The following is a 25,906-nucleotide window of genomic DNA, read 5'->3' as shown; positions in this document are numbered from 1 at the left end:
GATGTGAGCGGCGTCAGGAATGGACGCGGCGAGCGTGTCGTTTCCGTTTCAGTGGCGCCAGTATATAATGCCGCAGATTTTGTGTGCGCTTTGTCCCAGCGTAGGATGAAGTACACGGGAGCGATAGACCTAGGTTGCGCATTAGAACGCAGCAAGCTCCCAACCCTGAAAAGGTCGTTTTATGACGAAATGGCTGCTAGCTGCCGGTATCTTGATGCCGTGAATAGCGCTCAGGCTACACAGGATCCGGAAGCCGTGTACAACCGCGTTTGTATTGCCTGCCATACTGGCCAGTTGCCAACCGAGCCGAAACCGGTCGTCGCAAAGCCTGGAGCCAGCTAGAGAGCAGGGTATGGAAGCGCTGGTGCGACACGTGCCCCAGGGTTTCAAGGCGATGCCGCCGCGTGGTGTGTGCATGGACTGCAGTGTCGAGGTTTACCGATTGATCATCGTGCGATGAATGAGTAAACCCGGCCCATAACTCTTTAACCCTTAGCCGTAGTTGGATTAGCTGATGAACAAATTACTCGTGAGTCTGCTGTTGACCTTGGGCGTCACCGGTGTTGCCCAGGCCGCAGGCACTGCTCTTGTGGGCGATGCTGCTGCCGGTCAGGCAAAAACCGTTGTGTGTGGCGCTTGTCACGGTCCAGACGGCAATAGCATGGCGCCAAACTTCCCAAAACTGGCCGGGCAAGGTGATAAATACCTGCTCAAGCAGTTGCACGAAATCAAAGACGGCAAGCGTCAGGTCCTGGAAATGACCGGCCTGCTGACCAACCTGAGCGATCAGGATCTGGCTGACATCGCGGCCTACTACTCCAGCCAGAAAAACAGCGTGGGTGCAGCTGACCCGGCACTGGTCGAGCGCGGCCAGGCGTTGTTCCGTGGTGGGGACGTCGAGAAAGGTCTGCCTTCTTGCACCGGCTGCCATTCGCCCGATGGTCAAGGCAATGCACCTGCCGGTTTCCCGCATCTGGGTGGCCAGCACGCCAGCTACATCGAGAAACAACTGACAGACTTCCGCGAAGGCGACCGTACCAACGACGGCGACGCGATGACCATGCGCACCATCGCGGCCAAGCTGAGCAACAAGGACATCAAAGCACTGGCCCAATACATCCAAGGCCTGCACTAAGGCAAAAACGGTCGGTACCGCCAGGGCTTGACGCTTTTGGCAACGTTAACGATCGTTTAATCCTTGCATGTGATGTTAAAAGGGCAGCTTTGGCTGCCCTTTTTTATGGCATCTGCCGTTACACTACCGAACTCAAGCCAGCACGGACCTGTCTGAATACAGGTCACGTGACTGCGACCTTATTTGCCCAGGAGTAAAGCATGCGTAATCTGATCCTCAGCGCCGCTCTCGTCAGTGCCAGCCTGTTTGGCATGTCAGCTCAAGCCGCCGATGTGCCGCTTGTAGCAGGTGAAACGTACGTTGAGTTGAGCAACCCCGTTCCGGTTGCCGAGCCTGGCAAAATCGAAGTCGTTGAGCTGTTTTGGTATGGCTGCCCGCACTGCTATTCGTTTGAGCCGGTGATCAATCCGTGGGCGGAAAAACTCCCTGCTGACGTGCATTTCGTGCGCATTCCGGCCATGTTCGGTGGTCCGTGGGACGCTCACGGTCAGATGTTCCTGACCCTTGAAGCGATGGGCGTTGAGAACAAGGTTCACTCAGCTGTGTTCAACGCCATCCAGAAGGATCGCAAGCCGCTGACAAAACCTGAAGAGATGGCTGAGTTCCTCGCCACTCAAGGCGTGGACAAAGACAAATTCTTGGCAACTTTTGACTCATTCGCCATCAAGGGCCAAATCGTAAAAGCTAAAGAGCTTGCCAAGAAATACGAAGTTTCTGGCGTTCCAACCATGATCGTCGACGGCAAATATCGCTTCGACCTCGGCACTGCCGGTAGCCCGGAGCAAGCCTTGAACGTGGCCGACCAGTTGATCGCCAAAGAGCGTGCAGCCAAGGCGGCGAAGTAAGCGGCGCCCTCCCCCGTGCGGCGCTGGAAAAGCGAGCGAATTGTTGGCCTGCATGAACCGCAGGTTAACGAAGATCATCTGGCGGCAAGCGGGCTGTCGGATGATCGACGTTTGCGTTTGCTCAGCTTCAATATCCAGGTCGGTAACAGCACCCAGAGTTACCGCCACTACCTGACCCGCAGCTGGCAGCACGTGCTGCCACACAAAGGGCGGACCGGTAATCTGGACAAAATTGGCGACTTGTTGAGCGACTTCGATCTGGTCGCTCTGCAAGAAGCAGACGGTGGCAGCCACCGATCCGGCTACATCAACCAGGTTAAATACCTGGCCCAACAGGGCGAATTCCCTTACTGGTATCAGCAACTCAATCGCAATCTGGGTCGCCTGGCCCAGCACAGCAATGGTGTGCTCAGCCGTTTTCGGCCTACCGCGATTGAGGATCATCCCCTGCCCGGCCCCGCTGGTCGTGGCGCTATTCTGGTACGTTTTGGCGAAGGTGCCGACGCGCTGGTCGTGGTCATGATGCATCTGGCGTTGGGTGCCAAGACCCGAACCCTGCAACTGGCCTACGTACGCGAGCTGATTGGTGGTTATCAGCACCAAGTATTGATGGGCGACATGAACACCCATGCCAGTGATCTGTTACAAACATCCCCTTTGCGGGATTTGGGTTTGCTGGCGCCACAAATGCAAGCCACCTTCCCCAGTTGGCGCCCGCAACGTTGCCTTGATCATATTTTGCTCAGCCCCAGCCTTACCCTTGAACGGGTGCAAGTGCTGGATCAGCCCATTTCAGACCATTTGCCGGTCGCGGTTGAAATCCGTTTGCCGGGCTCTATTGGTGGAGATTCACTGCCAGTGTTGAGTCCTTCCGCCAGTGAGCCCCTTGCATGACCGCCGACGACGCAAAACGCTGGAAAGAGAAGTACCTCAAAAGTATCGAGCAACAAGAAAAACTAGAGCGTCGCTGGAATGCCCGCCTCGACTTACTGCGTCGCGGCCTGGTGCGCAGCACCTTGGCGGCCGAGGGCTCTGACCGCACAGTCGACCAATGCATGAAAGAAATGCGCGAGGCCGTGCGCACAGACGAAATGGACGCGGCATTGGCGGCATTGATGCCGCGCCTGGAAAAAGCCGTGCTCGACTCCGAACAGCGCCGCGAAACCCGGGTTGAGCAAGTCAGTACCGCGCTCAGTACCTTGGTGACTCAGCTGCAAGCGCTACCGTTACCGCGTGAAGTCAGCAAACCGCTTAAGACATTCGCCAAGCAGCTCGACAGTCGCGTCACCCAGGCGCGTGAAATACCGCTGCTACTGGGCGAACTGAGCCAATTACAGGGCCAGGCACTAGCACCGCAACTGCACAACGCAGAACCCGCCAAACCGGGCTTGTTGCAGCGTCTGTTTGGCAGCGGCGAAGCCGATAAAGCCGTTCCAGAGCCTGTCACAGTGCAAACCCCGCAAGCTGCGGCAGCCGTCGTCGTGCCAGTGGCGAACCACGAGCCTGTCGATGAGGCGACTCCGGCTCAAGCCGCTGCTATTGAGGTTGCTCAAGACACGGCCCCTCAACCGGTGGTGACGCCGCCTGTTGTTGAAGTGCAAGTGCCACACAACCTCCCCTTGTCGCACGTTGACGACGACATCAAATCGCCCCCACCCCTGGAACCACCCTCACCGGTGCAGCCAGTTGAAGTGCAGGAGGTGGTGGATGCTGTTGACGAGGGGGCGGGAGGCGCGCTGGAGTCAGTGGTCGCGTTGGCGCAAGCGCATATCAGCCAAACTCAAGCACCAGAAGACAGCCGTGCTGACCTTGATCAGCTTGAGCCACTTGAGCCCCTTGAAGAAGACCCGATTTACGCGCTGCCAAGCACGCCAGAGCCATCCTACAGCTCGGTAGCGACCCACATCGAATCCACATTGCTGGGGCTGTTGAACGACCTTTCGTTGCCCGAACACCATCGACCGCAAGTCGAAGCCATGCGCAGCCGTCTTGAAAAAGGGCTTAACTGGTACGAATTGCTACCTATCCTCGATGATCTTGCCGTGCTGATGCTGGCCATCACTGACAGCGGCCAACATGAGTTCGAGGCTTACCTCAAGCAACTCAACGAGCGCCTGGAGTCGTTCCAGGGCAACCTCCAGGCCGCCAGTGAAGGCCATGCAGAAGGCCGAACGGCGGCCGATGACTTGCACACCCAAATGCGCGAGCACGTCGACGACCTGCAAAGCAGTGTGCAAGAAGCCTGCGACCTCAGCAGCCTCAAGCACATCCTTGAAAGCCGTCTGGAAGGCCTGTTGGGCACAATGGACCAGCACCAGCAACAACGCGATGCACGCGAGCAAGAAGTCGCGGCGCACCTGCAAGGGCTGGCCGAGCGTGTGGCGCACATGGAGCAGGAGGCCCAGGGCTACCGTGAACACCTTGAAGAGCAGCGCCAAAAAGCCCTGATCGACCCGCTTACCGGCTTGCCCAATCGTGCGGCCTGGGGCGAGCGTTTGGCCCATGAGGTTGAACAGTGGCAACTTCACGGCAACCTGCTGCTGGTGGCCATGCTCGACCTGGATCACTTCAAGCGCATCAATGATGGCTATGGCCATTTAGCAGGCGATAAAGTGTTGAAGATCATCGCCACGCAACTGCGCAAACGCCTGCGTCCCACCGACTTTATTGCTCGCTTTGGCGGTGAAGAGTTTGTCTTGCTGATACCCAATACCTCGATGGCCGTAGGCTTGCAGTTGGTCGAGAAACTGCGCGCGGCGATTCAAGCGTGCCCATTCCACTTCAAAGGTGAGCCGGTCACCGTTACGGTGTCTATCGGTCTGGCAGCGTTCAAGCCGGGTGATCGCAGTGATCAAGTGCTAAAACGCGCGGATGAAGCGCTTTATCGTGCCAAAGCCGCCGGACGTAACACCATTCAACAGGGCTAAAACCTAGCCGTGCGTTATGCTGTGCCCTGTCTGCCCTCACGCCACTGTCTAAACTATGAAATTATTTGCTTTGATGTTGTCTGCACTGCTCCTGGCCGGTTGCGCCAGCGGACCGCGCATGGACACCCGCCATCCTTCGGTCAACCATGACAGCCGTGTGCAATTTATTGTGCTGCATTACACCTCGACGTCTCTTGAGCACTCACTTGAGCTGCTGACCCACGGTCCCGTCAGCAGCCATTACCTGATTGGTGACACGCCGCCGACGCTGTACAAACTGGTGGATGAAAACCAGCGCGCCTGGCATGCGGGCGAAAGCCAATGGAAGGGCCGTACCTGGTTGAACTCAAGCTCCATCGGGATCGAAATCGTCAACAAGGGTTTCCGTGATACGCCCCAGGGTCGGGTTTGGTATCCGTACACCGAAGGTCAAATTCAAGCCTTGATCGTCTTGCTCAAAGACATCTCCACGCGCTACAAAATTGACCCGCATAACATCATTGGTCACAGCGATATTGCTCCGCTGCGCAAACTTGATCCGGGACCGCTGTTCCCGTGGCAACGACTGGCACAAGCCGGTTTTGGCGTTTGGCCAAATGCGCAAGCCGTCGCCCGCGAGCAAGCGCTGTATGCCAATCAATTGCCGAGCATCACCTGGTTTCAACAACAGTTAGCGTTACTGGGTTACGAAACCCCGCAAACCGGTGAGCTTGACGTCGCTACACGGCACGTACTGGCTGCGTTTCAAATGCATTTTCGCCCCACCCGTTTCGACGGCACCCCGGATGCCGAAAGTGCAGCTATTTTGAAGGTGTTAAACACCGCCAAATAACAGCAGTGAAAGCCCCAGCCACCGTCAGCACGTTATCAGGAGCAAGGATTGGTGCCAGGACGCAGAACGCCGCGCACATTTATCAAGCGTATACGTAACCGGCTGTATCGCCCTTGGTCGCTGGCGATTGTCGCTACGTTACTCAGCGCCAGCGTTTTACTGGCGCTGAGCGTCCCCGTCGTCATGCATCAAGTGCACCAGCGTGAACGCGAACGGATGAGCGTGGAGGGCGAGCGTTTGCTTGAACGGCTCGAACAGTTGTTCACCCAGCTTCGCAGAGGGCTGGACGACTTGAACAAGCAGCCGCTGCGCGAATGCAGCCCGTTGATGACCTCGCAGCTGCAAAAGACCAGCTTCAAGTACCGCTTCATTTATGAAGCCATCTTCTATGACGGCACCCAGGTCTGCTCCAACTGGCCTGCGAACCTCAGCCTGACGCCTTCGCCGGGCCGTGAGCCCGATATCAAGGGGCCGGTCTATCGCTATTGGCTGAACACCGCTGAACAACCCGACGACAACCTGGCCGGTTTGATGCTGGGCCGTGGCGACTTCGAGGTGACGACATCTCGCGGGCACTTGAGCGATGCGGTCGATCTGCCGCCCGGCGGGAGCTTGCTGGTGGTGGTCGATGATGACCAGCGGGCGCTGCCGGTATTGGGGCAGGCACAGGATTGGCCGCCCAGCCCCGGTTGGCCGCCGAGCGATGGAGAGGTGGTCGTCACTGACTATCGCGTGCTCTATCGCTTGCCCACCGACAATTCAGATTACCAATTGGTGTTGAGCATGCCGCGTGCCGACACCTCGCAGTACCTGTCGCAGCTGGGGTGGATGTTGCCAGGCATTCTATTGATTGCCCTGTGCCTGGGCGCGCTGGCCTTGCATGTGGCACGACAGCGTCAATCCTTGGGTGGGGAGTTGCAGGGCGCTCTGCGCCGGGGCGAATTCACGGTGCATTATCAGCCCATTGTTGACCTCAACACGCGCCAGTGCGTGGGCGCAGAAGCGCTGATTCGCTGGCGGCATGCGGATGGCACGATGACCAGCCCCGAGCTGTTTATTCCCGTGGCCGAAAGCACCGGGCAGATCCGACAGCTGACTGATTTCGTCCTGCAACGCACACTGGAACAACTCGGCCCGCTGTTAAGGGCCAACCCGCACTTGTATGTGTCCATCAACCTGTCAGCGTGCGACGTGATGGTCCCGCGCATCGGCAAGGTGGTGGCGCGCTTGCTGGCCCTGCATGACGTGGCACCCCGACAGATCGCGTTTGAAGTCACTGAGCGCGGCATGGTTGATGTAGAAATCGCAAAGCTCAAGCTTCAGGCCCTGCGAGACGAAGGGCACCGGATTCTCATTGATGACTTTGGCACCGGTTACAGCAGCCTGGCTTACCTGCAAACCTTGCCGGTGGACTGCCTGAAAATCGACAAGGCGTTTATTGATGCGCTGGGTTATGACGCCGCCAGCAGCGGGGTGGCGCCGCACATTATCCGCATGGCGCATGCGCTGAACCTGACGGTGATTGCCGAAGGGATTGAGCACGAGTACCAGGCAGAACTGCTGCGCAGTGAAGGCGTGAGTTATGGCCAAGGCTGGCTGTTCGACAAACCGTTGAACGCTCACCAATTTCGCGAGCGCATCACCGGCGGGCGCCGACAAGGCCCGCGCCGCGCAGAAGACCAGGTGTGAACCTCGCCTATAACGGCAGCGCCATATAAAACTGCGTCCCCTGAGCAGGGCGCGAGTACACGCCGATGCGTCCGCCGTGCAACTGCACAATTTCCTTGCACAAGGCCAGACCAAGCCCTGCGCCGCCCTTTTTGCGTCCTACTTGCACGAAGGGTTCGAAGATTCGCCCTTGCTGGCTGTACGCGATGCCTTCGCCATTGTCCTCGACACTGATGATCACGCGTTCGCCATGACGCCGGGCCTGCAAGCGAATTTGCCCACCAATGGCAGTGTGTCGCAGGGCGTTATCCATCAAGTTATCCAGAACGCGTTCAAGCTGGCCCTGATCGGCATTCAAGCGCGGTAATGGCGGTTGCAGGTCAATCAGGATCTCGACATCTTTTGCCACCGCCCGATCAGCGAAGCGTGCGCGCGCCTGTTCGAGCATTTCTTGCAGGTCGCAAGGTGCCAACGTCAGTTTTTGCATGCCGTTCTGGTAGCGAGAGAAATTCAGCAGGTCGTTGATCAACTGCATCAGCCGCTGCATCTCTTCGTTGACCGTGTTGAGCAAGTCGGTCTCGCGCGATTGAGGGTCAAAGCGCGCCCGCTCCATAAATAGCCCGAATGCCATGTGCATACCGGTGACCGGCGTACGCAGCTCGTGAGAGGCGCGCAACACAAACTCACTGCGCACGCGCTCAAATGCGCGCTGTTCGGTCACGTCATGCAGCACCATGACCGCACCCAGAATCGGCCCCTTGGGCTGACTCACCGGGGTCAGGCTGTACGTCAGCAAGCGCGTTTCGCCTTCGATATCAACGCTCAGGTCCTCGGGCAAACGCTCCAGACTCCCACCGCACAATACAGTCAGCAATTGTTGATCGAGTTCGGGCCGTTGCAAGGCCTCACCCAATGACTGCCCCAAACGCGCTTCGTCCCAGCCCAACTGGCGCTGTGCCACCGGGTTCAAGTGTTCGAGGCGACCTTGTTGATCAATCATCAGCAAGCCGTCATCAATACTGTCGAGCACGGCCTGCAAGCGTTGCTGACCCGCGAGCAACTCGTCCACGTTGGTTGCCTGATGCTGGCGCAACGCTTCGGCCATAATGCCGAAACGCCGCGTCAGCAGGTTCATTTCGGTGGCCGAGGAGAGCGGCAACACCACTTCAAAGTTACCTTTGCCAATGTTGTCCGCCGCTTTGGCCAGCGCCTCGATGGGGGCGCCAAAACGTCGGGCAATACCATGTGCCGTGATAAAGCCAATGATCAATACCGCGACACCCACCAGGCCCAATACCGTCGCAATCAACATTGCCCGGTCGCGCGCCTGGGCTTGTGCGTGGTTGATGCTTTCCAGCGCTTTACGATGCTCGTCAATCAGCCCGTTACGCAACGCATTGAAACGTGTGGTGAGGTCGTCGTCGTTGCTGAGGTTGATGCCCTCGTGATGCGACTGGTTAAACGCCTCTAAAAAGCTCAGGTAGTCGGCCCGCGCCCGAACAAAACCGCTGGGCAAATGGTTTTTTTGTTCATGCGCAATGCCTTCATCGAGCAACTTCATGTACTGCTCTGACGAGGCTTTGAGCGCCACCGTATCAGGCTCGTTGTGCAGCATCAGAATCAGTTGGTCACCCAACGTCTGGCGCAGTTTCAAACCCAGATCAAGGGTGATGAAGTTGTTGCGGATCAAGGCTTCCTGGGTTTTAGCCATTTGCAGCACGCCGAATACGCCGAGCACCAATCCCATGAGCGCGACCGTGATCAGCGCTGAGATGCTCAGAAACAGGCGTGTTCGCAGCTTGATAGCGAGTTTCATCGCGGCCTGCTCACAAGTTGTACTGCTTGCGTTTGCGATACAGCGTGGACGCATCAATGCCCAAGGTTTTGGCCGCTTGGTCGAGGGTTTCACTGGTGGCCAACACGGCGCCGATGTGTGCCTTCTCCAACTGGTCGAGACTTAACGCTGCACCAATGCGCGGGGCGTTCGGAATGGTTTGCTCGGCCATGCCCAAGTGGCTCACCTCAACCACTTCTTGCGGGCAAATAATGCTCGCGCGCTCCACCACGTTGCGCAGTTCACGAATGTTGCCCGGCCAACGGTAGTTCGCCAGCGCCAAGCGGGCTTCTTCGCTGAAGCCGCGGGCAGGGCGTGCATACTCTTTTACGAAACGTGCAAGAAAGCGGTCCGCCAGCGTGAGGATGTCTTCGCTGCGCTCACGCAACGGTGGCAAGTGCAAAGTGATGACGTTCAGGCGGTAGAGCAAGTCTTCACGGAAGCGGCCATCGCGCACCATGTCTTCAAGGTTGAGGTTGGTGGCCGCCAGAATGCGCACATCGGCGCGGCGCGTCACGGGGTCGCCAACGCGTTCGTATTCTTTATCCTGAATAAATCGCAGCAGCTTTGGCTGCAAAGCCAGCGGGAAATCACCGATTTCGTCGAGGAACAACGTACCGCCATCGGCCTGGTTGACCCGGCCCAGGGTACTTTCACTGGCCCCGGTGAACGCACCTTTGGTGTGACCGAACAGCTCGCTTTCCATCAGCTCGGCGGTTAAAGACGGGCAGTTAATCGTCACACAGGACTTTTTCGCCCGTTTGCTCCAACCATGAATTGCCCGGGCGAGCTCACCCTTACCGGTGCCGGATTCACCCAGAATCAGGATGTTGGCATCCGTGCCAGCCACTTGGCGGGCTGTTTCCAGTACCACCATCATCGCCGGACTATGAGAATCAAGGCCGTCCTTGGGCTTACGCACTTCGCCCTCAAGGGCCTCGAGGCGAGCGGACAGTTGGCGCACTTCCAGTTGCTTGGCCGTGGCCAGTCGCAGTTGATCCGGGCTGCACGGTTTGACCAGATAATCGGCGGCGCCTGCCTGAATCGCGTCCACTGCCGTGTCGACCGCAGAGTGGGCGGTCACAATCACCACACGCATCCACGGCGCTTGAATACGCATTTGGGCCAACACATCCAGGCCGTTGTCTTCGCCCAGGCGCAGGTCCAAAAAGCACACATCGAATACTTGGCGCTGCAACAGGGCATCGGCTTGAGCGGCACTGTTAGCGGTGGCGACGGTGTAACCCTCGTCTTCGAGGCAATAGCGGAATGTACGCAGGATGGCGGACTCATCGTCGACCAGCAGAATGCGGCCTTGGTGCTCTTTGGCAGACTCCATTTCCTACGTTCCTTAATGAGTGATGTTGGTTAGTGTCGGAATAATCGGGCAAGTTGCATGATTTTTCACGATTCATTAAGAGGCTAGCAGGGTAGCCACTTGCCTGCATGCTGTAACTGTCTGATTTAACACTATTTAGAGCCGATTTGACTCGACGTTTGCCGGACAAAACAGTTCTGTTTTTTGCCCCCTCTATAAAAGAACGGATAGGGTCCTTGGCCAATCGTGCAGAACGCCCGACGCTTGAAGAGTCCATCGTGCAGGATGCGTGCACAGCTGCACTCACATTTACTACAAGTGTTTGATTTATATAACTTTTATTAAGACTCAAGACTTGGCATGCCGCCTGCAATAACTCATGCAACCCAGTCATTCAGCGCTACCGGGCTGAAGGCAAATCCAACATTGACCACCGAGTGGCAGGAGTCTGAGCATGAATCGTCAAGGTTTCCCCCGCATTCGCCTTACTTCGCTGCACCTTCAACAAGGTCTGTTCGCCAGCCTCGCGTTGTTGGTGACATTGATCGGTGGTCAGCAACTTGTGCGTTTTGAACAGGCACCGCAGCCGGTTCAGGCCGTATTGCATCAAGCCGCCCCGCAAACACACTTCAGTGCGATCAGCTCAAACCATCAGGCGACCAACGGCTATGCGCTAGCGGCTGCCGATGACACGCAAATCGCATCTTCAGACGTGCCGCAGGAACGTTGGGTGTTTTAAGTGTTCACAACCTTGAGGCCCTTGCAGGGCGTTAAGACGCAGCAGCGGCATCACCACGCTTTCCCACAGTAATAAGGAGAATCACCATGTTGAGTTGGGCAATTACCTTCCTGATTATCGCCATCATCGCAGCCGTTCTGGGCTTTGGTGGTATCGCGGGCACCGCCACCGGTATCGCCAAGATTCTCTTTGTCGTCTTCCTGGTGATGTTCGTCGTGTCGTTCATCTTTGGCCGCCGTGGTCGAGGGTAACCATGTTTAGCCGATCCTTTAAGGCAATGACTGCTGCCCTGTTGATGGGCGGCAGTGCTATGGCGCTGGCCGCCAATGATGGCCAGTCGCGTGCCAACGAACTGTTAAACGATGCTGCTTATCGTGATACCTGGCAAAAAGTGGTCAAAAAAGAAGATCGCTTGCCTGAATGGGTGATGAACCTGTCGGGCAGTGCCGAACAGATGAACGCAGTCAACGAAGACGGCGATCAGTATTTAGTCGGGCCTTTGTGCGAAACCGCTCAGACCTGTTTGAACAAACGCCTGATCGTTGCCGTCAGTCTGGACAAGAAGCACGCCTATGCCATGTTGGTCGAAGTCCCGGCAGGTTTGCCGGCCGACAAGTCACCAACACGTCATGCCGATTACCGATTCTTGGGCCAACCTGATGTCGGGATACAAGCGCTGCTTAAAGAACAATTGAAGAAAGACCCTAACTGGTACTGATCATTTGGGCAGTTTCTTCAGCTGTTAAACACCAAAAAACCAAGGCATTGCCTTGGTTTTTTTGGGTCTAAAAAAATGTTTTTTTAGTCGTAAAACCTTATCACTGCTCATTTTTTTAAAAACAAATGTGGCTCGGATGGCCCTTGAGAACGTCGACCATCTATCGACTAATAGCAAAATGATTTCTTCTCTCTATTCGATTTATGTTGTCGGATATTTCTGAGTGCTGGGCGTGATTTACGCCGTCCCGCCTGCGGCAAAAAGACCTTGAAACAGCCGGTCTGCGGCGCTTATGTCGTCTATTCTGTGACTTTGATACCCCGTGAATTTGAGCTCTTGTCGGACAATATCCATGCCGATTCGGCATAGGGTAGGCGTTTACGGCATTAGACGGCTTCCTCTTGCATGGGAATAGTTGCGCCTTTTTTCGCCTGCCAAAGAGCCTCTCTGGCTCGATTTGGGCGACCTTCTACGGGGGCAGAGGTTGTAGAATTCAGCGCTTCAAAGCGCTCTAGTCTGAGCCTCTTCCCGAGTCCACTTGAAGTAAGGGTAATGACATGAAGAAGGCAAAACTTAGCCTCGCCTGGCAGATCCTAATCGGTCTGGTCCTGGGTATTGCAATCGGCGCGCTGCTTAACCATTTCAGTGCTGAAAAGGCCTGGTGGATCAGTAACGTCTTGCAACCCGCTGGCGATATCTTTATCCGTCTGATCAAGATGATCGTAATCCCAATCGTGATTTCCTCACTGGTTGTCGGGATTGCAGGCGTGGGAGATGCGAAGAAACTCGGTCGCATCGGTCTTAAAACCATCATTTACTTCGAGGTGGTGACCACCATCGCGATCCTGGTCGGCCTGGTGCTGGCCAACGTGTTCCATCCCGGCGCCGGGATCGACATGAGCACGCTGGGCACGGTTGATATTTCCAAATATCAGGCCACTGCCGCAGAAGTTCAGCATGAACATGCGTTCATCGAAACCATCCTCAACCTGATTCCATCCAACATCTTCGCAGCCATGGCTCGCGGTGAGATGCTGCCGATCATCTTCTTCTCGGTACTGTTTGGCCTCGGCTTGTCGAGCCTGAACGCCGAACTGCGCGACCCGCTGGTGAAAACCTTCCAGGGCGTGTCCGAGTCGATGTTCAAAGTGACTCACATGATCATGAACTACGCGCCAATCGGTGTGTTTGCGCTGATCGCCGTGACCGTCGCCAACTTCGGTTTTGCTTCGCTCGTGCCGTTGGCCAAGCTGGTGATACTGGTTTACGCCGCCATCTTGTTCTTCGCCTTTGCGGTACTGGGCCTGATCGCCAAGCTGTTTGGCTTCTCCGTGATCAAGCTGATGCGCATCTTCAAGGATGAGTTGGTACTGGCTTACTCCACCGCCAGCTCCGAAACCGTGCTGCCGCGCGTGATCGAGAAGATGGAAGCGTACGGCGCGCCAAAAGCTATTTGCAGCTTCGTGGTGCCGACCGGTTACTCGTTCAACCTTGATGGCTCGACCCTGTACCAGAGCATCGCGGCGATCTTTATTGCCCAGCTGTATGGCATCGACTTGTCGATCAGCCAGCAACTGCTGCTGGTATTGACCCTGATGGTCACCTCCAAAGGCATCGCCGGCGTACCGGGCGTGTCCTTCGTGGTACTGCTGGCCACCCTGGGCAGCGTAGGTATCCCGCTGGAAGGCTTGGCCTTTATCGCAGGTGTTGACCGTGTGATGGATATGGCACGTACCGCGCTGAACGTCATTGGTAACGCCTTGGCGGTACTGGTGATTTCGCGTTGGGAAGGCATGTACGACGACGCCAAAGGCGAGCGCTACTGGAACTCGCTGCCGAACTGGCGCAGCAAGGAAGCCCTGCCAAAAGGCGAATAATCGCCCCGCGCACGCTTCGCCCCACAAACCCCGGACTTGTCCGGGGTTTGTTGTTTCTGGGGGTTGGCCGCTATCATTCGCGGCATCTTTAAGGAGTTCTTTCGATGCTTAACGGCCTATGGCTCAGCTTTTTCGTGGTCGCGGCCGTGTCGGCGCTTGCCCAATGGCTGGTGGGGGGCAACGCCGGGATCTTTGCGGCGATTGTGGAAAGCATCTTTGCCATGGCCAAGCTGTCGGTTGAGGTGATGATTCTGCTGTTCGGCACGCTGACCTTATGGCTGGGTTTTTTGCGCATCGCCGAAAAAGCCGGGATCGTGGATTGGCTGGGCAAGGCGCTGGGCCCGCTGTTTAAACGCTTGATGCCTGAAGTGCCGCCCGGTCATCCGGCATTGGGGTTTATCACCCTCAACTTTGCCGCCAACGGTCTGGGCCTGGATAACGCCGCCACCCCCATTGGCCTTAAGGCGATGCGGGCACTGCAAGAACTCAACCCCAACCCGACCAGCGCCAGTAACGCGCAAATCCTGTTTCTGGTGCTCAATGCCTCCTCGTTGACCCTGTTACCCGTCACCATCTTCATGTACCGCGCTCAGCAGGGCGCTGCTGACCCGACGCTGGTCTTCCTGCCGATCTTGCTGGCGACCAGTGCTTCAACGCTCGTAGGGCTGCTCTCAGTGGCCTTCATGCAGCGTTTGCGGCTATGGGACCCGGTGGTCTTGGCGTACTTGGTGCCCGGCGCGCTGATACTGGGCGGCTTTATGGCCTTGCTGGCGGGTTTGTCAGCGACGGCATTGGCCAGTTTGTCGTCGATCCTCGGCAATTTGACCCTGTTCGGGCTGATCATGCTGTTCCTGGTGATCGGCGCGCTGCGTAAGGTCAAGGTCTACGAAGCGTTTGTCGAAGGCGCAAAAGAAGGCTTCGACGTGGCCAAAACCTTGCTGCCTTATCTGGTGGCGATGTTGTGCGCGGTGGGCGTGCTACGGGCGTCGGGGGCTTTGGATTTTGGCCTGGACGGCATTCGCCATGCGGTCGAATGGTTGGGCTGGGACACGCGCTTTGTCGACGCCTTGCCGACGGCGATGGTCAAACCGTTCTCAGGCAGTGCCGCACGGGCCTTGCTGATCGAAACCATGCAAAACCAGGGTGTGGACAGCTTCCCGGCGTTAGTGGCGGCAACCGTGCAGGGCAGCACTGAGACGACGTTCTATGTGCTGGCGGTGTACTTTGGCGCCGTGGGCATCCAACGCGCCCGACACGCAGTAGGTTGCGCGTTATTAGCGGAGTTCTCAGGCGTAGTCGCTGCCATTGCCGTGTGTTACTGGTTCTTCGGTTAACAAACCCGTACCTCGCAGCCTTTGGCAGCGCCTACCACGCGGGGTTAGCGCTGTGCCTGGCCTTGATGCAGCACCCATTGCACAACTTGCGGCATCAGCACGTCGCTCGCCTGGCCAAAACCTGCCACAACCCCCGGTACCAGCGGGTTGTTGAGCGGCTGACGCACGTCAAAGCGTTTGGAGGCAATCACCCGCTGGTCGCTGGTGCGCACCAGCCGCGCGTTGTACTGCACCAACACCTGCGGGCTTTTGCCGTTGTAGTGGGTCTGAAACGCCAACAATTCCCCGCCCAGTTCGTAATCGGCCTGCAGGTTGCTGTCGTCTGTACTCAGGCCCTGAATGCGGCCGTCCTGCAAGAACGCATCCAGCAAGCGATTGCGCAGCAAGACCGGTGCCGGGTCGCTCCAACGCGCCCCTTTGTAGTTGCTGATCAAGTTGCCTTCGGGCACCACGGCAATGTTCTGGCTGTTCAGCGCATTGCTCGCCATCGGCTTGTCGAGGCGCAGCGACCAGTTCACTGGCGCGCTTTGGCTCGCAGCAATCGGGGTTTGCGCATACGGCAACCAATACACATCCACCTGCTCGGGCTTGGGCAGGATCGAGCAGGCGCTGAGCAGGCTCAGGCTCGCCGCCAATACGATTGAACCGGCCAGGCGATAAGTACGACTCATGGCGTGAATTCCTTGTTCTGTTCGCGGCCCAGCAAGTAACCGCTTGGATTGGCTTCCAGACGCCGCGATATCGAGCGCAGCGTGCTCAGGGTTTCACGCAGCTCATTGACCGCCGGGCCGAGCTGATTGAGCCCCTGCATGCCATTGTTCAACGATTCCTGATTATTGTTGAGCAAGGTGTTGATGGTGGCCGCGCTGTGTTCCAGCGACTGCATCGCTTGCTCGGCGCTGCCGAACATCTGTTTGCCCTGGGTACTCAACAGGCCATTGGCGTTACGCATCAACGCCGTGGTTTGTTCGAGCGTGATACTGGCTTGTTTGCCCACTTGAGCCAGTTGCTTAAGGGTCTGGGAAATATCCCCGCGCTGACTGGCAATGGCCGTCGTGGTTTGCTCAAGGTTGTCGAGGGTCTTGCCCACGCGGTCGACGTTATCCGGGGAGAACAGGCGATTGGCGTTGTGCAGCAGCATGTTGACGTTGGCCATCACGTCAGAGCCGTCTGTCAGCAGGCGGGCAATCGGGGAGGGCGAGGCCACGATTTCGGGCAGTTTGCCGTCTTTACCCTTGAGCGGCGGGCTGTTGGGGTCGCCGCCGCTGAGCTGAATGATCGAGGTGCCGGTCACGCCGGTCAGAGCCAGCTTGGCCTTGGTGTCGACCTTGACCGGTGTGTTGGCCGCCAGACGGATGCGCGCCAGTACCCGGCGCGGGTCTTTGTCGTCGAGCCGCAGTTCGATCACGTCACCGACCTTGATGCCGTTGTACTGCACCGAACTGCCCTTGGACAAACCACTGACGGCTTCGTTGAACACCACTTCGTAATCCTTGAAAGTGCTGTCCATGCTGGCTTTGGCCAGCCACAGGCCAAACAACATGGCCCCCACGATAACCAACACGCTGAATAAGCCAATCAATACATGATGGGCGCGGGTTTCCATGTCATTGCTCCTTACGCTGGGTTGCCGCTTCATACGCGGCGCGGCCACGGGGGCCATGGAAATACTCATGAATCCACGGGTCGTCGTAATCTTCGACCTGCTTGATCGGTTCGGCCACCAACACGCGTTTTTGCGACAACACCGCCACGCGGTCAGTGATGGTGTACAGCGTGTCGAGGTCGTGGGTGACCAAAAACACGCTCAATCCCAGCGCATCGCGCAAGGTCAAAATCAGTTGATCGAACGCGGCGGCGCCAATCGGGTCAAGCCCCGCGGTGGGTTCGTCCAGAAACAGAATGTCCGGGTCCAGTGCCAATGCGCGGGCCAGCGCTGCGCGCTTGACCATGCCGCCCGACAGCGAAGAGGGGTATTTGTCGGCCGAAGACAGCGGCAAACCGGCCAGGGCCAGCTTGACCAGCGCCAGGTGTTCGGCGTCCGGGCGGCTCAGGCCCGCGTGCTCAATCAGGGGCAGGGCGATGTTCTCAGTCACCGTCAGTGACGAAAACAGCGCACCTTTCTGGAACAACACGCCAAAACGTCTCTCGATCAGCGAGCGCTTTTCTTCAGGCAAGCTCAGCAGGTCCTGACCGAAAACCCGGACCTCGCCTTCGGTGGGTCGACGCAAGCCAACAATACTGCGCAACAGCACGGATTTACCTGTCCCGGAGCCGCCCACCACGCCCAGAATTTCGCCTTTGTACACATCCAGGTCGAGGTTTTCGTGCACGGTCTGGCTGCCAAAGCGATTGCACAGGCCGCGCACTTCAATCACCGCCTCGCGGTTTTTTTGCACAGACGCACTCACCAGCCCATCTCCATGAAGAACAACGCCGCCACCGCATCAAGCACGATGACGATAAAGATCGATTGCACCACGCTGGACGTGGTGTGCGCGCCCACGGACTCTGCACTGCCAGTGACTTTGAAGCCCTCAAGGCAACCGACCGCAGCGATCAGAAAGGCGAAAAACGGCGCTTTGACCATGCCCACCAAGAAGTGCTGCACGCCGATGTCCGAGTGCAGCAGCGAAATGAACATGTCCGGTGAAATGCCCAGCGAAACAATGCACACCATCGCGCCACCCAAAATGCCCGCCATCATGGCCAGGAAGGTCAACAGCGGCAGGGCGATCAGCAGCGCGAGCACCCGTGGCAACACCAGCAAGTCCATTGGATCAAGGCCAAGGGTGCGAATGGCGTCGATTTCTTCGTTGGCTTTCATCGATCCGATCTGTGCGGTAAATGCACTGGCGGTACGGCCTGCGAGCAGGATGGCAGTCAGCAACACGCCAAATTCACGCAGGAAGGAAAAGGCCACCAGATCGACGGTGAAAATCCCCGCGCCGAAGTTGGCCAGCACCGTAGCCCCGAGAAACGCCACCACCGCGCCGACCATGAACGTCAGCAGCACCACAATCGGGGCAGCGTTCAACCCGATTTGCTCGATGTGCGCCACCACCGGAGTGATGCGCCATTGCTTGGGCCGAAAAAAGTTGCGCGTCAGGGTTTGCAGGATCAAACCAATGAAACCCAGCAGTTGCAGGCAGTCTTGCCACAGCTTGTCGACGGCGCAACCAATACGGCTGAGTACCTGAATGCCGGTGTTTTGCTCGGGTTCTTTGACCGGCACACAGAAATCGCGCATCGAGGAATAAACCGTTTGCAGCAAGGCGCGGTCGGCGGCAGGCAGCTTGGGCGTGGTCTCGGCCAACTGGCTGACACGTTCCGAGCCTAGCAACTCCACCAGCAGCGAAGCACCGGCCGTATCAAGGCGGGTGACATCATTGAGATCAACCTGGGTGCTGTCGTCGTATTGACCCGCCAACTGGTCGGTCAGTTGTTTGAGGCGCGCATAATTGGCCAGCGTCCATTCGCCACTGATGTGCAGCTTGGCCGCAGTGCTTGAAGTGTCTAATTGGGCATCGCCAGCCTTAGCAGTAATGATCGTCAGCTCCAAGCTCGGTTCGCGAATACGCAGACCATAGGTAATAGCACAATTGCGTCAGTTTGCCTGACTCGATGCTGAAGAGGATTGATCTGCGTCGGTTACCCGAAAGCGCAACACGCCAATCATTTGCCCGTCTTCGGTCAGCACCCGCACTTGCCAGCGGCCCACCGGGTTGGGCGGGAAGTTCTGTTTATGGGTCCAGGCGCGGTAACCCTCTTTGCGACCGCCCTTGATGTCCAGCGCGATGCGGTCCACTTCCTGGCCATTGAGTTGCCACACGTGATAGATCCGCTCGTTCAGACCGCGCGGGGCATTGATCGAGGTGTAGGCATACAAGCCACGCGCGCGCAGTTCATTGACGCTGATGTGCTTGATGCTCTCACCGGGCGTGCGGTCTTGCAGTTGTGGGGTAACCGCCACCTCGGTCATCCACAGCGTGGCGGGCGGCACCCATGAACGCAGCCACCAGCCGGTGCCGCCGAGTGCGAGTACGATCATCGGCAATATCAGCCAGCCACGCAGGGTTTTGAGCGGCAAGCTCACGGCCAGGCTAGGAATGGACAAGAGTACGGCGGTGCCCAACGCCAGTTTGTAGCTCTGGGACGTGGTGAGGTTGAGGATGATCGGCAGCGCGGTCAGCAGCGCCGCAAACAGCGCAAGGGTGTGCAGCGCCAGATACAGCCAGCGCTTGGGCGCCAGCCACTTGTAATACAGCGGGTCGGTAATCGTCACCAGTGCCGTGGCGCCGAGCAACCCGGTAAACACCAATTGGCCGCTGTTCCAGGTGGTGGTAATGAAGAAAAACGGCAACACGAAAAACAGACTTTCCTGATGAATCATCTGCGTGGCGTAACGCAGCAGGGGCGGCGGGATTTCGCGTTTGAACACCCGCGTAAACAGCTGGGTGAAGGTGTTTTCCAGCATCAGCCAGACCCAACTGACCAACAGGATGACCGCGATCCAGCGGGCCATGCCTTGCTGGCGGTCCACCAGAATGAAACTGGCCACACCCGAGCAGAAACCAAACAGCGCGATCAGCCCTGGATAGCGCTTCATCAACTCAAGGATGCGCTGTACGTAGTGGTTCCAGTTTGGCATTCGGCGGTTCACATTCTGTGTAGGAAAAAACCTCAGCAGAATAGCGTTTTAAGGCTGTCGCGTCCGCGACTACTGATATCTGACAGGCGAATCTCCGGGTAGGCACTGGCGCAGGCTGCGACAGTGCCTACGCGGCTTAGTCAGATTAGCGAACGCGGCTTTCGAAACGGCTCACGCCCGGCAACTCCAGCACTAGTTCATCCCCGATATTCAGCGGGCCAACGCCCACCGGGGTGCCGGTCATGATCACGTCGCCGGCTTGCAGCGAAAAGCAGGCCGCCATGTGCTGAATCATCGGCACAATCTTGTTGAGCATCAGGGCGCTGTTGCCGTCCTGACGCACTTCACCGTTGATGGTCAGGCGGATGCCGATGTCTTCCAGATCAGGAAAGGTGCAGCTCGGTACAAACGGCGCCAGCACGCAGGCGCCGTCGAACGACTTGGCGATTTCCCACGGCAGGCCTTTGCTTTTCAGCTCGGCTTGCTTGTCGCGCAGGGTCAGATCCAGGCCCGGCGCGAAACCGGAGAGGGCGTCCAGTACTTCTTCGGCGCTTGGGTTGTTGGACAACGGCTTGCCGATCAGCACCGAAATTTCGGCTTCGTAATGCACCGAACCGCGCTCGGCCGGGATGGCGAAACCGCCTTCAAGCGCCACCACACAACTGCCGGGCTTGATAAACAACAAAGGTTCAGTCGGGATCGGGTTATCCAGCTCTTTGGCGTGCTCGGCGTAGTTACGTCCGATGCACACCACTTTGCCGATAGGAAAGTGAATCCGGGTACCGTCGAGATACTGGTGCTGATAGCTCATTGACCGACTCCGCTGTTGGATGCTGCTTCTTTAGTCGCTGGCGCAGGTTGCGATGGGGGTTGCCAGGCCATCGCAGCCTGCGCCAGCGACTACACCTTCATGGCTTAAATCGCAAAAATCTTGCCGGGGTTCATGATGCCGTTCGGGTCGAACGCGGCCTTGATCGCCTTCATGTACTCGATCTCCACCGGCGAGCGGCTGTACGTCAGGTAATCGCGCTTGGTCATGCCCACGCCGTGTTCGGCCGAGATCGAACCGTTGTATTTCTCAACCGTCTCAAATACCCACTTGTTCACCGTCGCGCACTTGGCAAAAAACTCGTCCTTGCTCAGGTTTTCAGGCTTGAGGATGTTCAAGTGCAGGTTGCCGTCGCCGATGTGACCGAACCAGACGATTTCGAAGTCGGGGTAGTGTTCACCGACAATCGCGTCAATTTCTTTCAAAAAGGCCGGGACTTTCGACACAGTGACCGAAATGTCGTTTTTATACGGCGTCCAGTGGGAAATGGTTTCGGAGATGTACTCGCGCAGTTTCCACAGGTTGTGCAGCTGGGTTTCGCTCTGGCTCATCACACCGTCCAGCACCCAGCCTTGTTCCATGCAGTGCTCGAAGGTTTCCAGCGCCGCGTTGGCCACCTCTTCAGTGCTCGCTTCAAACTCCAGCAACGCGTAGAACGGGCAGTCGGTTTCGAACGCGGCAGGCACATCGCCACGCGCCATGACTTTGGCCAACGCTTTGTCAGAGAAAAACTCGAACGCGGTCAGGTCCAGCTTGTTTTGGAAGGCATGCAGCACCGGCATGATCGAGTCAAAGTCGGCCGTGCCGAGCACCATCGCCGTCAGGTTTTTCGGCGCACGGTCCAGACGCATGGTGGCTTCGACCACAAAGCCCAACGTCCCTTCAGCCCCGATAAACAGCTGACGCATGTCGTAGCCGGTGGCGTTTTTGATCAGGTCTTTGTTCAGCTCCAGCACGTCGCCCTTGCCCGTGACGACTTTCATGCCCGCCACCCAGTTACGGGTCATGCCGTAGCGAATCACCTTGATCCCGCCAGCATTGGTGCCGATGTTGCCGCCAATTTGGCTGGAACCCGCCGACGCGAAATCCACCGGGTAGTACAGGCCATGTTCTTGCGCGAGGTTTTGCAGGTGTTGAGTCACAACCCCCGGCTGGCAGACCACGGTGCGGTCGGTCAGGTTGATGTCCAGCACCTGGTTCATGTAGTCGAATGACACCACCACTTCGCCATTGGCCGCCACGGCGGCTGCCGACAAACCGGTGCGCCCGCCTGAAGGCACCAATGCCACGTTGTGCGCGTTGGCCCACAGCACAATGGCCTGCACTTGCTCAGTGGTTTTGGGGAACACAATGGCCACGGGGGCCGGGGCGAAATGCTTGGTCCAGTCCTTGCCATAAGCATTGAGGGAATCGGCGTCGGTCAGAACCTTTCCAGGCTCTACCAGGGTCTTTAGCTCATCAATTACGGCAGGATGGGTCATCAACAGAACTCTCGAACAATTCATGGTCATCCTGAGAACGCTTCACGTCGCAGGAATGGGTGTTTAGCGGGGCGCTTATGCTAGCATACGGCCCCCCCGTAGAATCGAGACGTAGGACGATTCTCGGTGCCGGTCTTCACGCCGGCCAGGTCAGCTCAGGCTGTCCACTTCCCTGCCATTTTTCTCTGGGACACAGGTTTACGCAGATGAGCAAGACTTCTCTCGATAAGAGCAAGATCAAGTTCCTTCTTCTTGAAGGCGTCCACCAATCCGCTGTTGATGTTCTCAAGTCCGCCGGGTACACCAGCATTGAGTACATCACCAGTTCCTTGCCTGAAGCCCAGCTGAAGGAAAAGATCGCCGATGCCCACTTTATCGGCATCCGTTCCCGTACTCAGCTGACCGAAGAAGTGTTCGATTGCGCCAAGAAGTTGGTGGCTGTTGGCTGTTTCTGCATCGGTACCAACCAGGTCGACCTCAACGCTGCTCGCGAACGCGGTATCGCTGTTTTCAACGCCCCTTACTCCAACACCCGTTCGGTGGCCGAGTTGGTGCTGGCAGAAGCGATCCTGTTGCTGCGCGGTATTCCTGAGAAAAACGCTTCCTGCCACCGCGGTGGCTGGATCAAAAGCGCAGCCAACTCCTTCGAAATCCGGGGCAAAAAGCTGGGTATCGTCGGCTATGGCTCGATTGGTACACAGCTGTCGGTCTTGGCTGAAGGCTTGGGCATGCAGGTGTTCTTCTACGACACCGTGACCAAACTACCGTTGGGTAACGCCACGCAAGTGGGCAACCTGCACGAGCTGTTGGGCATGTCGGACATCGTGACCCTGCACGTTCCAGAAACCGCCGCCACCCAGTGGATGATCGGTGAGAAAGAAATCCGTGCCATCAAAAAGGGCGGCATTTTGATCAACGCTGCCCGTGGCACCGTGGTTGAACTGGACGCCCTGGCCGACGCGATCAAGGACAAGCACCTGATCGGCGCCGCCATCGACGTGTTCCCGGTTGAGCCGCGCTCCAACGACGACGTGTTCGAAAGCCCGCTGCGCGGCCTGGACAACGTGATCCTGACCCCGCACATCGGCGGTTCCACCGCTGAAGCGCAAGCCAACATCGGTCTGGAAGTGGCAGAGAAGCTGGTCAAGTACAGCGACAACGGTACGTCGGTATCGTCGGTCAACTTCCCGGAAGTGGCCCTGCCGGCTCACCCTGGCAAGCACCGTCTGCTGCACATCCACCAGAACATTCCGGGTGTGATGAGCGAGATCAACAAGGTCTTTGCCGAAAACGGCATCAACATCTCCGGCCAGTTCCTGCAAACCAACGAGAAAGTTGGCTACGTGGTCATCGACGTCGACGCCGAGTCCTCGGACCTGGCGCAAGAGAAGCTGCAAAGCATCACCGGCACCATCCGTTGCCGCGTGCTGTTCTAAGCAGCAAAGCGCTGTACGAAAAAGGGAGACCCTCGGGTCTCCCTTTTTTATGCGCGGGCGTTATTACTTCACGTTGACCGTGATTTTTTTCGACACGATCACCGGCTCGAAGGCCATGTGGTTTTTATCAGCCAGCTCCAGCTGCAACGTGTGCTTGCCGGGGGCCAGGGTCACTTCGGTTTCGGTCTGCGCTTTGCCGAAGTGCACGTGGTTGGCATCTGCCGGGATCACCTGGCCCGCCGCAATCGGCTGGTCGACGTCGATCAACAGGTGATGATGGCCTGTGTGGGGGGTCTGGTCGCCAGCGGGTGCCAGCTTGATGCCTTCAACACCGAATTTGACGGTGAAGGTTTTGTCCACGGTGGCGCCGTCAGCCGGGGAAAGGATGGAAACTTTTGCGCCTTCAGGGGCCACAGTCGCAGCCATGGCCATGACCGAAGCGCCCATCAACATGGAAGCCAGTGCAACGCGAGACAGTAGATTGTTCATTTATTTCTCCGTTTTTCACAAAATTCATAGGGTTAAGACAACTTCGCGTCGCTACGCTGTCCAACCCGCAGTTGACCAACATAAAGCAAAGTGAGCGCCTATTGCGAATCGCTTGCATCCGTTCAAAGGAGTGACCATGCGCCTTTTGCCTGGCCTGATGCTGTTATTGCCGCTGGTAAGCCCTTTGGCTCAAGCCGAATTAATCGATGACGTTAACGATCGGGGCGAGCTGCGCATTGCCCTTGAAGCTGACGTGCCGCCCTACAGCTTCAAACAGGACGGGCACTTGACCGGCTTTGAAGTGGAATTGGGCGAGCTGCTGGCGCAGGAGCTGGACGTGAATGCCTCCCTGCTGGTGACCGACAGCAACGACCTGCTGCAAGGGGTTGAGAGCGGTAAATACGATGTCGCGCTCAACCACATGGCTTTGACTCCGGACCTTGAGAATCGGTTCGATTTCAGTGAGCCTTACGGTTACACCCACGCGCGCGCAATCAATCGAGCTGCGCAACCACCAACGCCCACTGCCCCTGAAACCTTTCAGGGTCAGCTCATAGGCGTAGTTCAGGGCAGCCCGTTTGTCGAACATCCGCCACGAGTAACCGTCGAGGACACACGCCCGGTTGAAGATCAGAGGGTGACGTTGGCGATCCCGTTTCAGAAAGGCAACCCGGCATTCCACAACAGCCTGGACAAAGCGCTCCAGCGGATAAAGGCCGATGGCCGGCTAGCGGCCCTGTCGCAGAAATGGCTGGGGGCGCAAACGCCTCAGCCGTAGGCGTGGCCCACTCCCCCCCTCGCCATCAGGCAAATGCCCTGAAAGCGGGGGGCTGATGGGTAACCTGGTGAGCTTGCGTCTACACGCCTTACAGGCTTTCCAGACAACTCGCCAAGTCGTTACCCAGTTTTTCCAGCAACTGCTCGTAGCCTTGGGCCGTCGCAGGGGTAAAGCCACCCAAAGCATCCAGCTCTGCCAGTTTGACCGGCATCCCGGCCGTCAGGGTTTCAGCCAAACGCGGACGCAAGGGCGGTTCACTGAACACGCACGTCTTGCCCACTTCCTCCAGACGTTTACGCATGGCCGCCACGTGCTGTGCACCCGGCTGTACTTCGGACGCCACACTGAACACGCCCGCATGTTTGAGGCCGTAAGTGCTTTCGAAGTAGTCATACCCTTCGTGGAAGACGAAGAACGGCTTGTCGGCGATCCCGGCCAGACGCGCTTTGAGGCGGGCATCCAATGCGTCAAGGCGCTCATTGAACGCTTTCAGATTGCGCTGGTATCTGGCCGCGTTCGGCGCGTCTATCGCGCTGAGGTCCGCGGCCATTTTTGCAGCGATGACCCGGGCGTTGTCTGGCGCCAGCCACAGGTGGGCATCCAGGGTGCCGGGGCGATGATCGTGATCATGCTCGGCCGCATCCTCATCATGCGAATGACTGTCTTCAGCAAAATGGCGCAGTTTGAGACCCGGCAAGGTCTGAACAGACACCGAAGGCGCGGCACGCCCCGTCAGCACCCGCGGCAAGAACCCTTCCATGTCCGGGCCAATCCAGTACAGCAGGTCCGCGGACTGCACCCGCCGTACGTCGGAGGGGCGCAGCGCAAAGCTGTGGGGCGATGCATTGGGCGGCAGCAGCACTTCGGGCTGGCCCACACCGTCCTGTACAGCCGCGGCAATCAATTGCAGGGGCTTGATGCTGGTCAGCACGTTAACGTCCGCTTGAACCGGGCCAATCACCAGAAAACTGGCACTGAAAGCAAGAAAAATCGAAAAAAGACGGGACACGATGAG

Annotated in this window: 24 protein-coding genes and 1 pseudogene; 14 read left to right on the top strand and 11 right to left on the bottom strand. The window is 57.7% G+C overall.

The window, feature by feature from the left end; all coding sequences use genetic code 11:
• Window positions 1-181: 181 nt before the first annotated feature.
• The 7 genes and pseudogenes from TU86_RS08870 (at window position 182) to TU86_RS08840 (ending at window position 7,428) form a co-directional block, all read left to right on the top strand.
• Window positions 182-460 (top strand): annotated as a pseudogene (locus TU86_RS08870) (c-type cytochrome).
• Between the two features lie 54 nt (window positions 461-514).
• Complete coding sequence (locus TU86_RS08865) at window positions 515-1,135, top strand: c-type cytochrome (RefSeq protein WP_048363923.1); 621 nt, start codon at window positions 515-517, stop codon at window positions 1,133-1,135.
• Between the two features lie 200 nt (window positions 1,136-1,335).
• Complete coding sequence (locus tag TU86_RS08860; RefSeq protein ID WP_048363922.1) at window positions 1,336-1,980, top strand: thiol:disulfide interchange protein DsbA/DsbL; 645 nt, start codon at window positions 1,336-1,338, stop codon at window positions 1,978-1,980.
• 15 nt (window positions 1,981-1,995) lie between these two features.
• A complete protein-coding gene (locus TU86_RS08855; protein WP_048363921.1) occupies window positions 1,996-2,874 on the top strand; it encodes an endonuclease/exonuclease/phosphatase family protein in 879 nt (292 codons plus the stop codon).
• Window positions 2,871-4,907, top strand: a complete 2,037-nt coding sequence (locus TU86_RS08850) for a GGDEF domain-containing protein (RefSeq protein WP_048363920.1) — start codon at window positions 2,871-2,873, stop codon at window positions 4,905-4,907. Before TU86_RS08855 ends, TU86_RS08850 begins: the two co-directional genes overlap by 4 nt.
• 55 nt (window positions 4,908-4,962) lie before the next feature.
• Window positions 4,963-5,739, top strand: coding sequence for an N-acetylmuramoyl-L-alanine amidase (locus tag TU86_RS08845; protein ID WP_048363919.1), 777 nt, complete (start codon window positions 4,963-4,965; stop codon window positions 5,737-5,739).
• 51 nt (window positions 5,740-5,790) lie between these two features.
• Entirely contained in the window at window positions 5,791-7,428 is a 1,638-nt protein-coding gene (locus TU86_RS08840; protein ID WP_239658775.1) for an EAL domain-containing protein, read from the top strand.
• A 7-nt stretch (window positions 7,429-7,435) separates the two neighbouring features.
• Here TU86_RS08840 and TU86_RS08835 read toward each other — a convergent pair whose 3' ends face one another.
• The gene (locus TU86_RS08835) at window positions 7,436-9,223 is read right to left on the bottom strand and encodes a KinB sensor domain-containing domain (RefSeq protein ID WP_048363918.1); all 1,788 of its coding nucleotides are present in this window, start codon (window positions 9,221-9,223) and stop codon (window positions 7,436-7,438) included.
• Window positions 9,224-9,233: 10 nt separating this feature from the next.
• Window positions 9,234-10,580 (bottom strand): sigma-54-dependent response regulator transcription factor AlgB, encoded by a 1,347-nt coding sequence (gene algB, locus TU86_RS08830; RefSeq protein WP_048363917.1) that lies wholly within the window; start codon window positions 10,578-10,580, stop codon window positions 9,234-9,236.
• 433 nt (window positions 10,581-11,013) lie between these two features.
• On the opposite strand from algB, the gene TU86_RS08825 reads away from it, so the two are divergent.
• The 5 genes from TU86_RS08825 to TU86_RS08805 all read left to right on the top strand — a co-directional run bounded on the left by TU86_RS08825 (window position 11,014) and on the right by TU86_RS08805 (window position 15,227).
• Window positions 11,014-11,298, top strand: a complete 285-nt coding sequence (locus TU86_RS08825) for a hypothetical protein (protein WP_048363916.1) — start codon at window positions 11,014-11,016, stop codon at window positions 11,296-11,298.
• Window positions 11,299-11,384: 86 nt separating this feature from the next.
• Window positions 11,385-11,549: a DUF1328 domain-containing protein gene (locus TU86_RS22395; RefSeq protein ID WP_019828122.1), complete on the top strand. Its 165-nt coding sequence runs from the start codon at window positions 11,385-11,387 to the stop codon at window positions 11,547-11,549.
• 2 nt (window positions 11,550-11,551) lie between these two features.
• The gene (locus tag TU86_RS08815; protein WP_048363915.1) at window positions 11,552-12,016 is read left to right on the top strand and encodes an inhibitor of vertebrate lysozyme family protein; all 465 of its coding nucleotides are present in this window, start codon (window positions 11,552-11,554) and stop codon (window positions 12,014-12,016) included.
• Window positions 12,017-12,573: 557 nt separating this feature from the next.
• Entirely contained in the window at window positions 12,574-13,893 is a 1,320-nt protein-coding gene (gene gltP / locus TU86_RS08810; protein ID WP_048363914.1) for a glutamate/aspartate:proton symporter GltP, read from the top strand.
• A gap of 104 nt (window positions 13,894-13,997) precedes the next feature.
• Window positions 13,998-15,227 (top strand): nucleoside recognition domain-containing protein, encoded by a 1,230-nt coding sequence (locus tag TU86_RS08805; RefSeq protein WP_048363913.1) that lies wholly within the window; start codon window positions 13,998-14,000, stop codon window positions 15,225-15,227.
• A gap of 44 nt (window positions 15,228-15,271) precedes the next feature.
• Here the strand turns inward: TU86_RS08805 and TU86_RS08800 are convergent, their stop codons facing one another.
• The 7 genes from TU86_RS08800 to TU86_RS08770 form a co-directional block, all read right to left on the bottom strand.
• Window positions 15,272-15,898 carry an ABC-type transport auxiliary lipoprotein family protein gene (locus TU86_RS08800; protein ID WP_048363912.1) on the bottom strand — a complete coding sequence of 209 codons (627 nt, stop codon included), beginning with the start codon at window positions 15,896-15,898 and terminating at the stop codon, window positions 15,272-15,274.
• The gene (locus TU86_RS08795) at window positions 15,895-16,833 is read right to left on the bottom strand and encodes an MlaD family protein (RefSeq protein WP_048363911.1); all 939 of its coding nucleotides are present in this window, start codon (window positions 16,831-16,833) and stop codon (window positions 15,895-15,897) included. Before TU86_RS08795 ends, TU86_RS08800 begins: the two co-directional genes overlap by 4 nt.
• Before the next feature lies 1 nt (window position 16,834).
• Window positions 16,835-17,626 carry an ABC transporter ATP-binding protein gene (locus TU86_RS08790; protein ID WP_162207803.1) on the bottom strand — a complete coding sequence of 264 codons (792 nt, stop codon included), beginning with the start codon at window positions 17,624-17,626 and terminating at the stop codon, window positions 16,835-16,837.
• Between the two features lie 8 nt (window positions 17,627-17,634).
• On the bottom strand, window positions 17,635-18,783 hold the full coding sequence (locus TU86_RS08785) for an ABC transporter permease (RefSeq protein WP_048364282.1): 1,149 nt from the start codon (window positions 18,781-18,783) through the stop codon (window positions 17,635-17,637).
• Window positions 18,784-18,834: 51 nt separating this feature from the next.
• Window positions 18,835-19,878: a DUF5924 family protein gene (locus tag TU86_RS08780; RefSeq protein WP_048363909.1), complete on the bottom strand. Its 1,044-nt coding sequence runs from the start codon at window positions 19,876-19,878 to the stop codon at window positions 18,835-18,837.
• A gap of 145 nt (window positions 19,879-20,023) precedes the next feature.
• Entirely contained in the window at window positions 20,024-20,689 is a 666-nt protein-coding gene (locus tag TU86_RS08775) for a fumarylacetoacetate hydrolase family protein (protein ID WP_048363908.1), read from the bottom strand.
• Between the two features lie 104 nt (window positions 20,690-20,793).
• Window positions 20,794-22,188, bottom strand: a complete 1,395-nt coding sequence (locus TU86_RS08770; protein WP_048363907.1) for an FAD-binding oxidoreductase — start codon at window positions 22,186-22,188, stop codon at window positions 20,794-20,796.
• A gap of 206 nt (window positions 22,189-22,394) precedes the next feature.
• On the opposite strand from TU86_RS08770, the gene serA reads away from it, so the two are divergent.
• Window positions 22,395-23,624, top strand: a complete 1,230-nt coding sequence (gene serA, locus TU86_RS08765) for a phosphoglycerate dehydrogenase (protein ID WP_048363906.1) — start codon at window positions 22,395-22,397, stop codon at window positions 23,622-23,624.
• Between the two features lie 63 nt (window positions 23,625-23,687).
• On the opposite strand, the gene TU86_RS08760 is transcribed toward serA, so the two are convergent.
• On the bottom strand, window positions 23,688-24,113 hold the full coding sequence (locus TU86_RS08760; RefSeq protein WP_048363905.1) for a DUF4399 domain-containing protein: 426 nt from the start codon (window positions 24,111-24,113) through the stop codon (window positions 23,688-23,690).
• Window positions 24,114-24,249: 136 nt separating this feature from the next.
• On the opposite strand from TU86_RS08760, the gene TU86_RS08755 reads away from it, so the two are divergent.
• Window positions 24,250-24,891: a transporter substrate-binding domain-containing protein gene (locus TU86_RS08755; RefSeq protein WP_048363904.1), complete on the top strand. Its 642-nt coding sequence runs from the start codon at window positions 24,250-24,252 to the stop codon at window positions 24,889-24,891.
• Between the two features lie 88 nt (window positions 24,892-24,979).
• Here TU86_RS08755 and TU86_RS08750 read toward each other — a convergent pair whose 3' ends face one another.
• Window positions 24,980-25,900: a zinc ABC transporter substrate-binding protein gene (locus TU86_RS08750; RefSeq protein ID WP_048364281.1), complete on the bottom strand. Its 921-nt coding sequence runs from the start codon at window positions 25,898-25,900 to the stop codon at window positions 24,980-24,982.
• Between the last annotated feature and the right edge of the window lie 6 nt (window positions 25,901-25,906).

Source organism: Pseudomonas weihenstephanensis, from assembly GCF_001043055.1.
Classification (GTDB): Bacteria; Pseudomonadota; Gammaproteobacteria; order Pseudomonadales; family Pseudomonadaceae; genus Aquipseudomonas; species Aquipseudomonas weihenstephanensis.
Note: the sequence above shows the minus strand (reverse complement) of the source record. Positions and strands in the feature narration are given on the sequence as shown.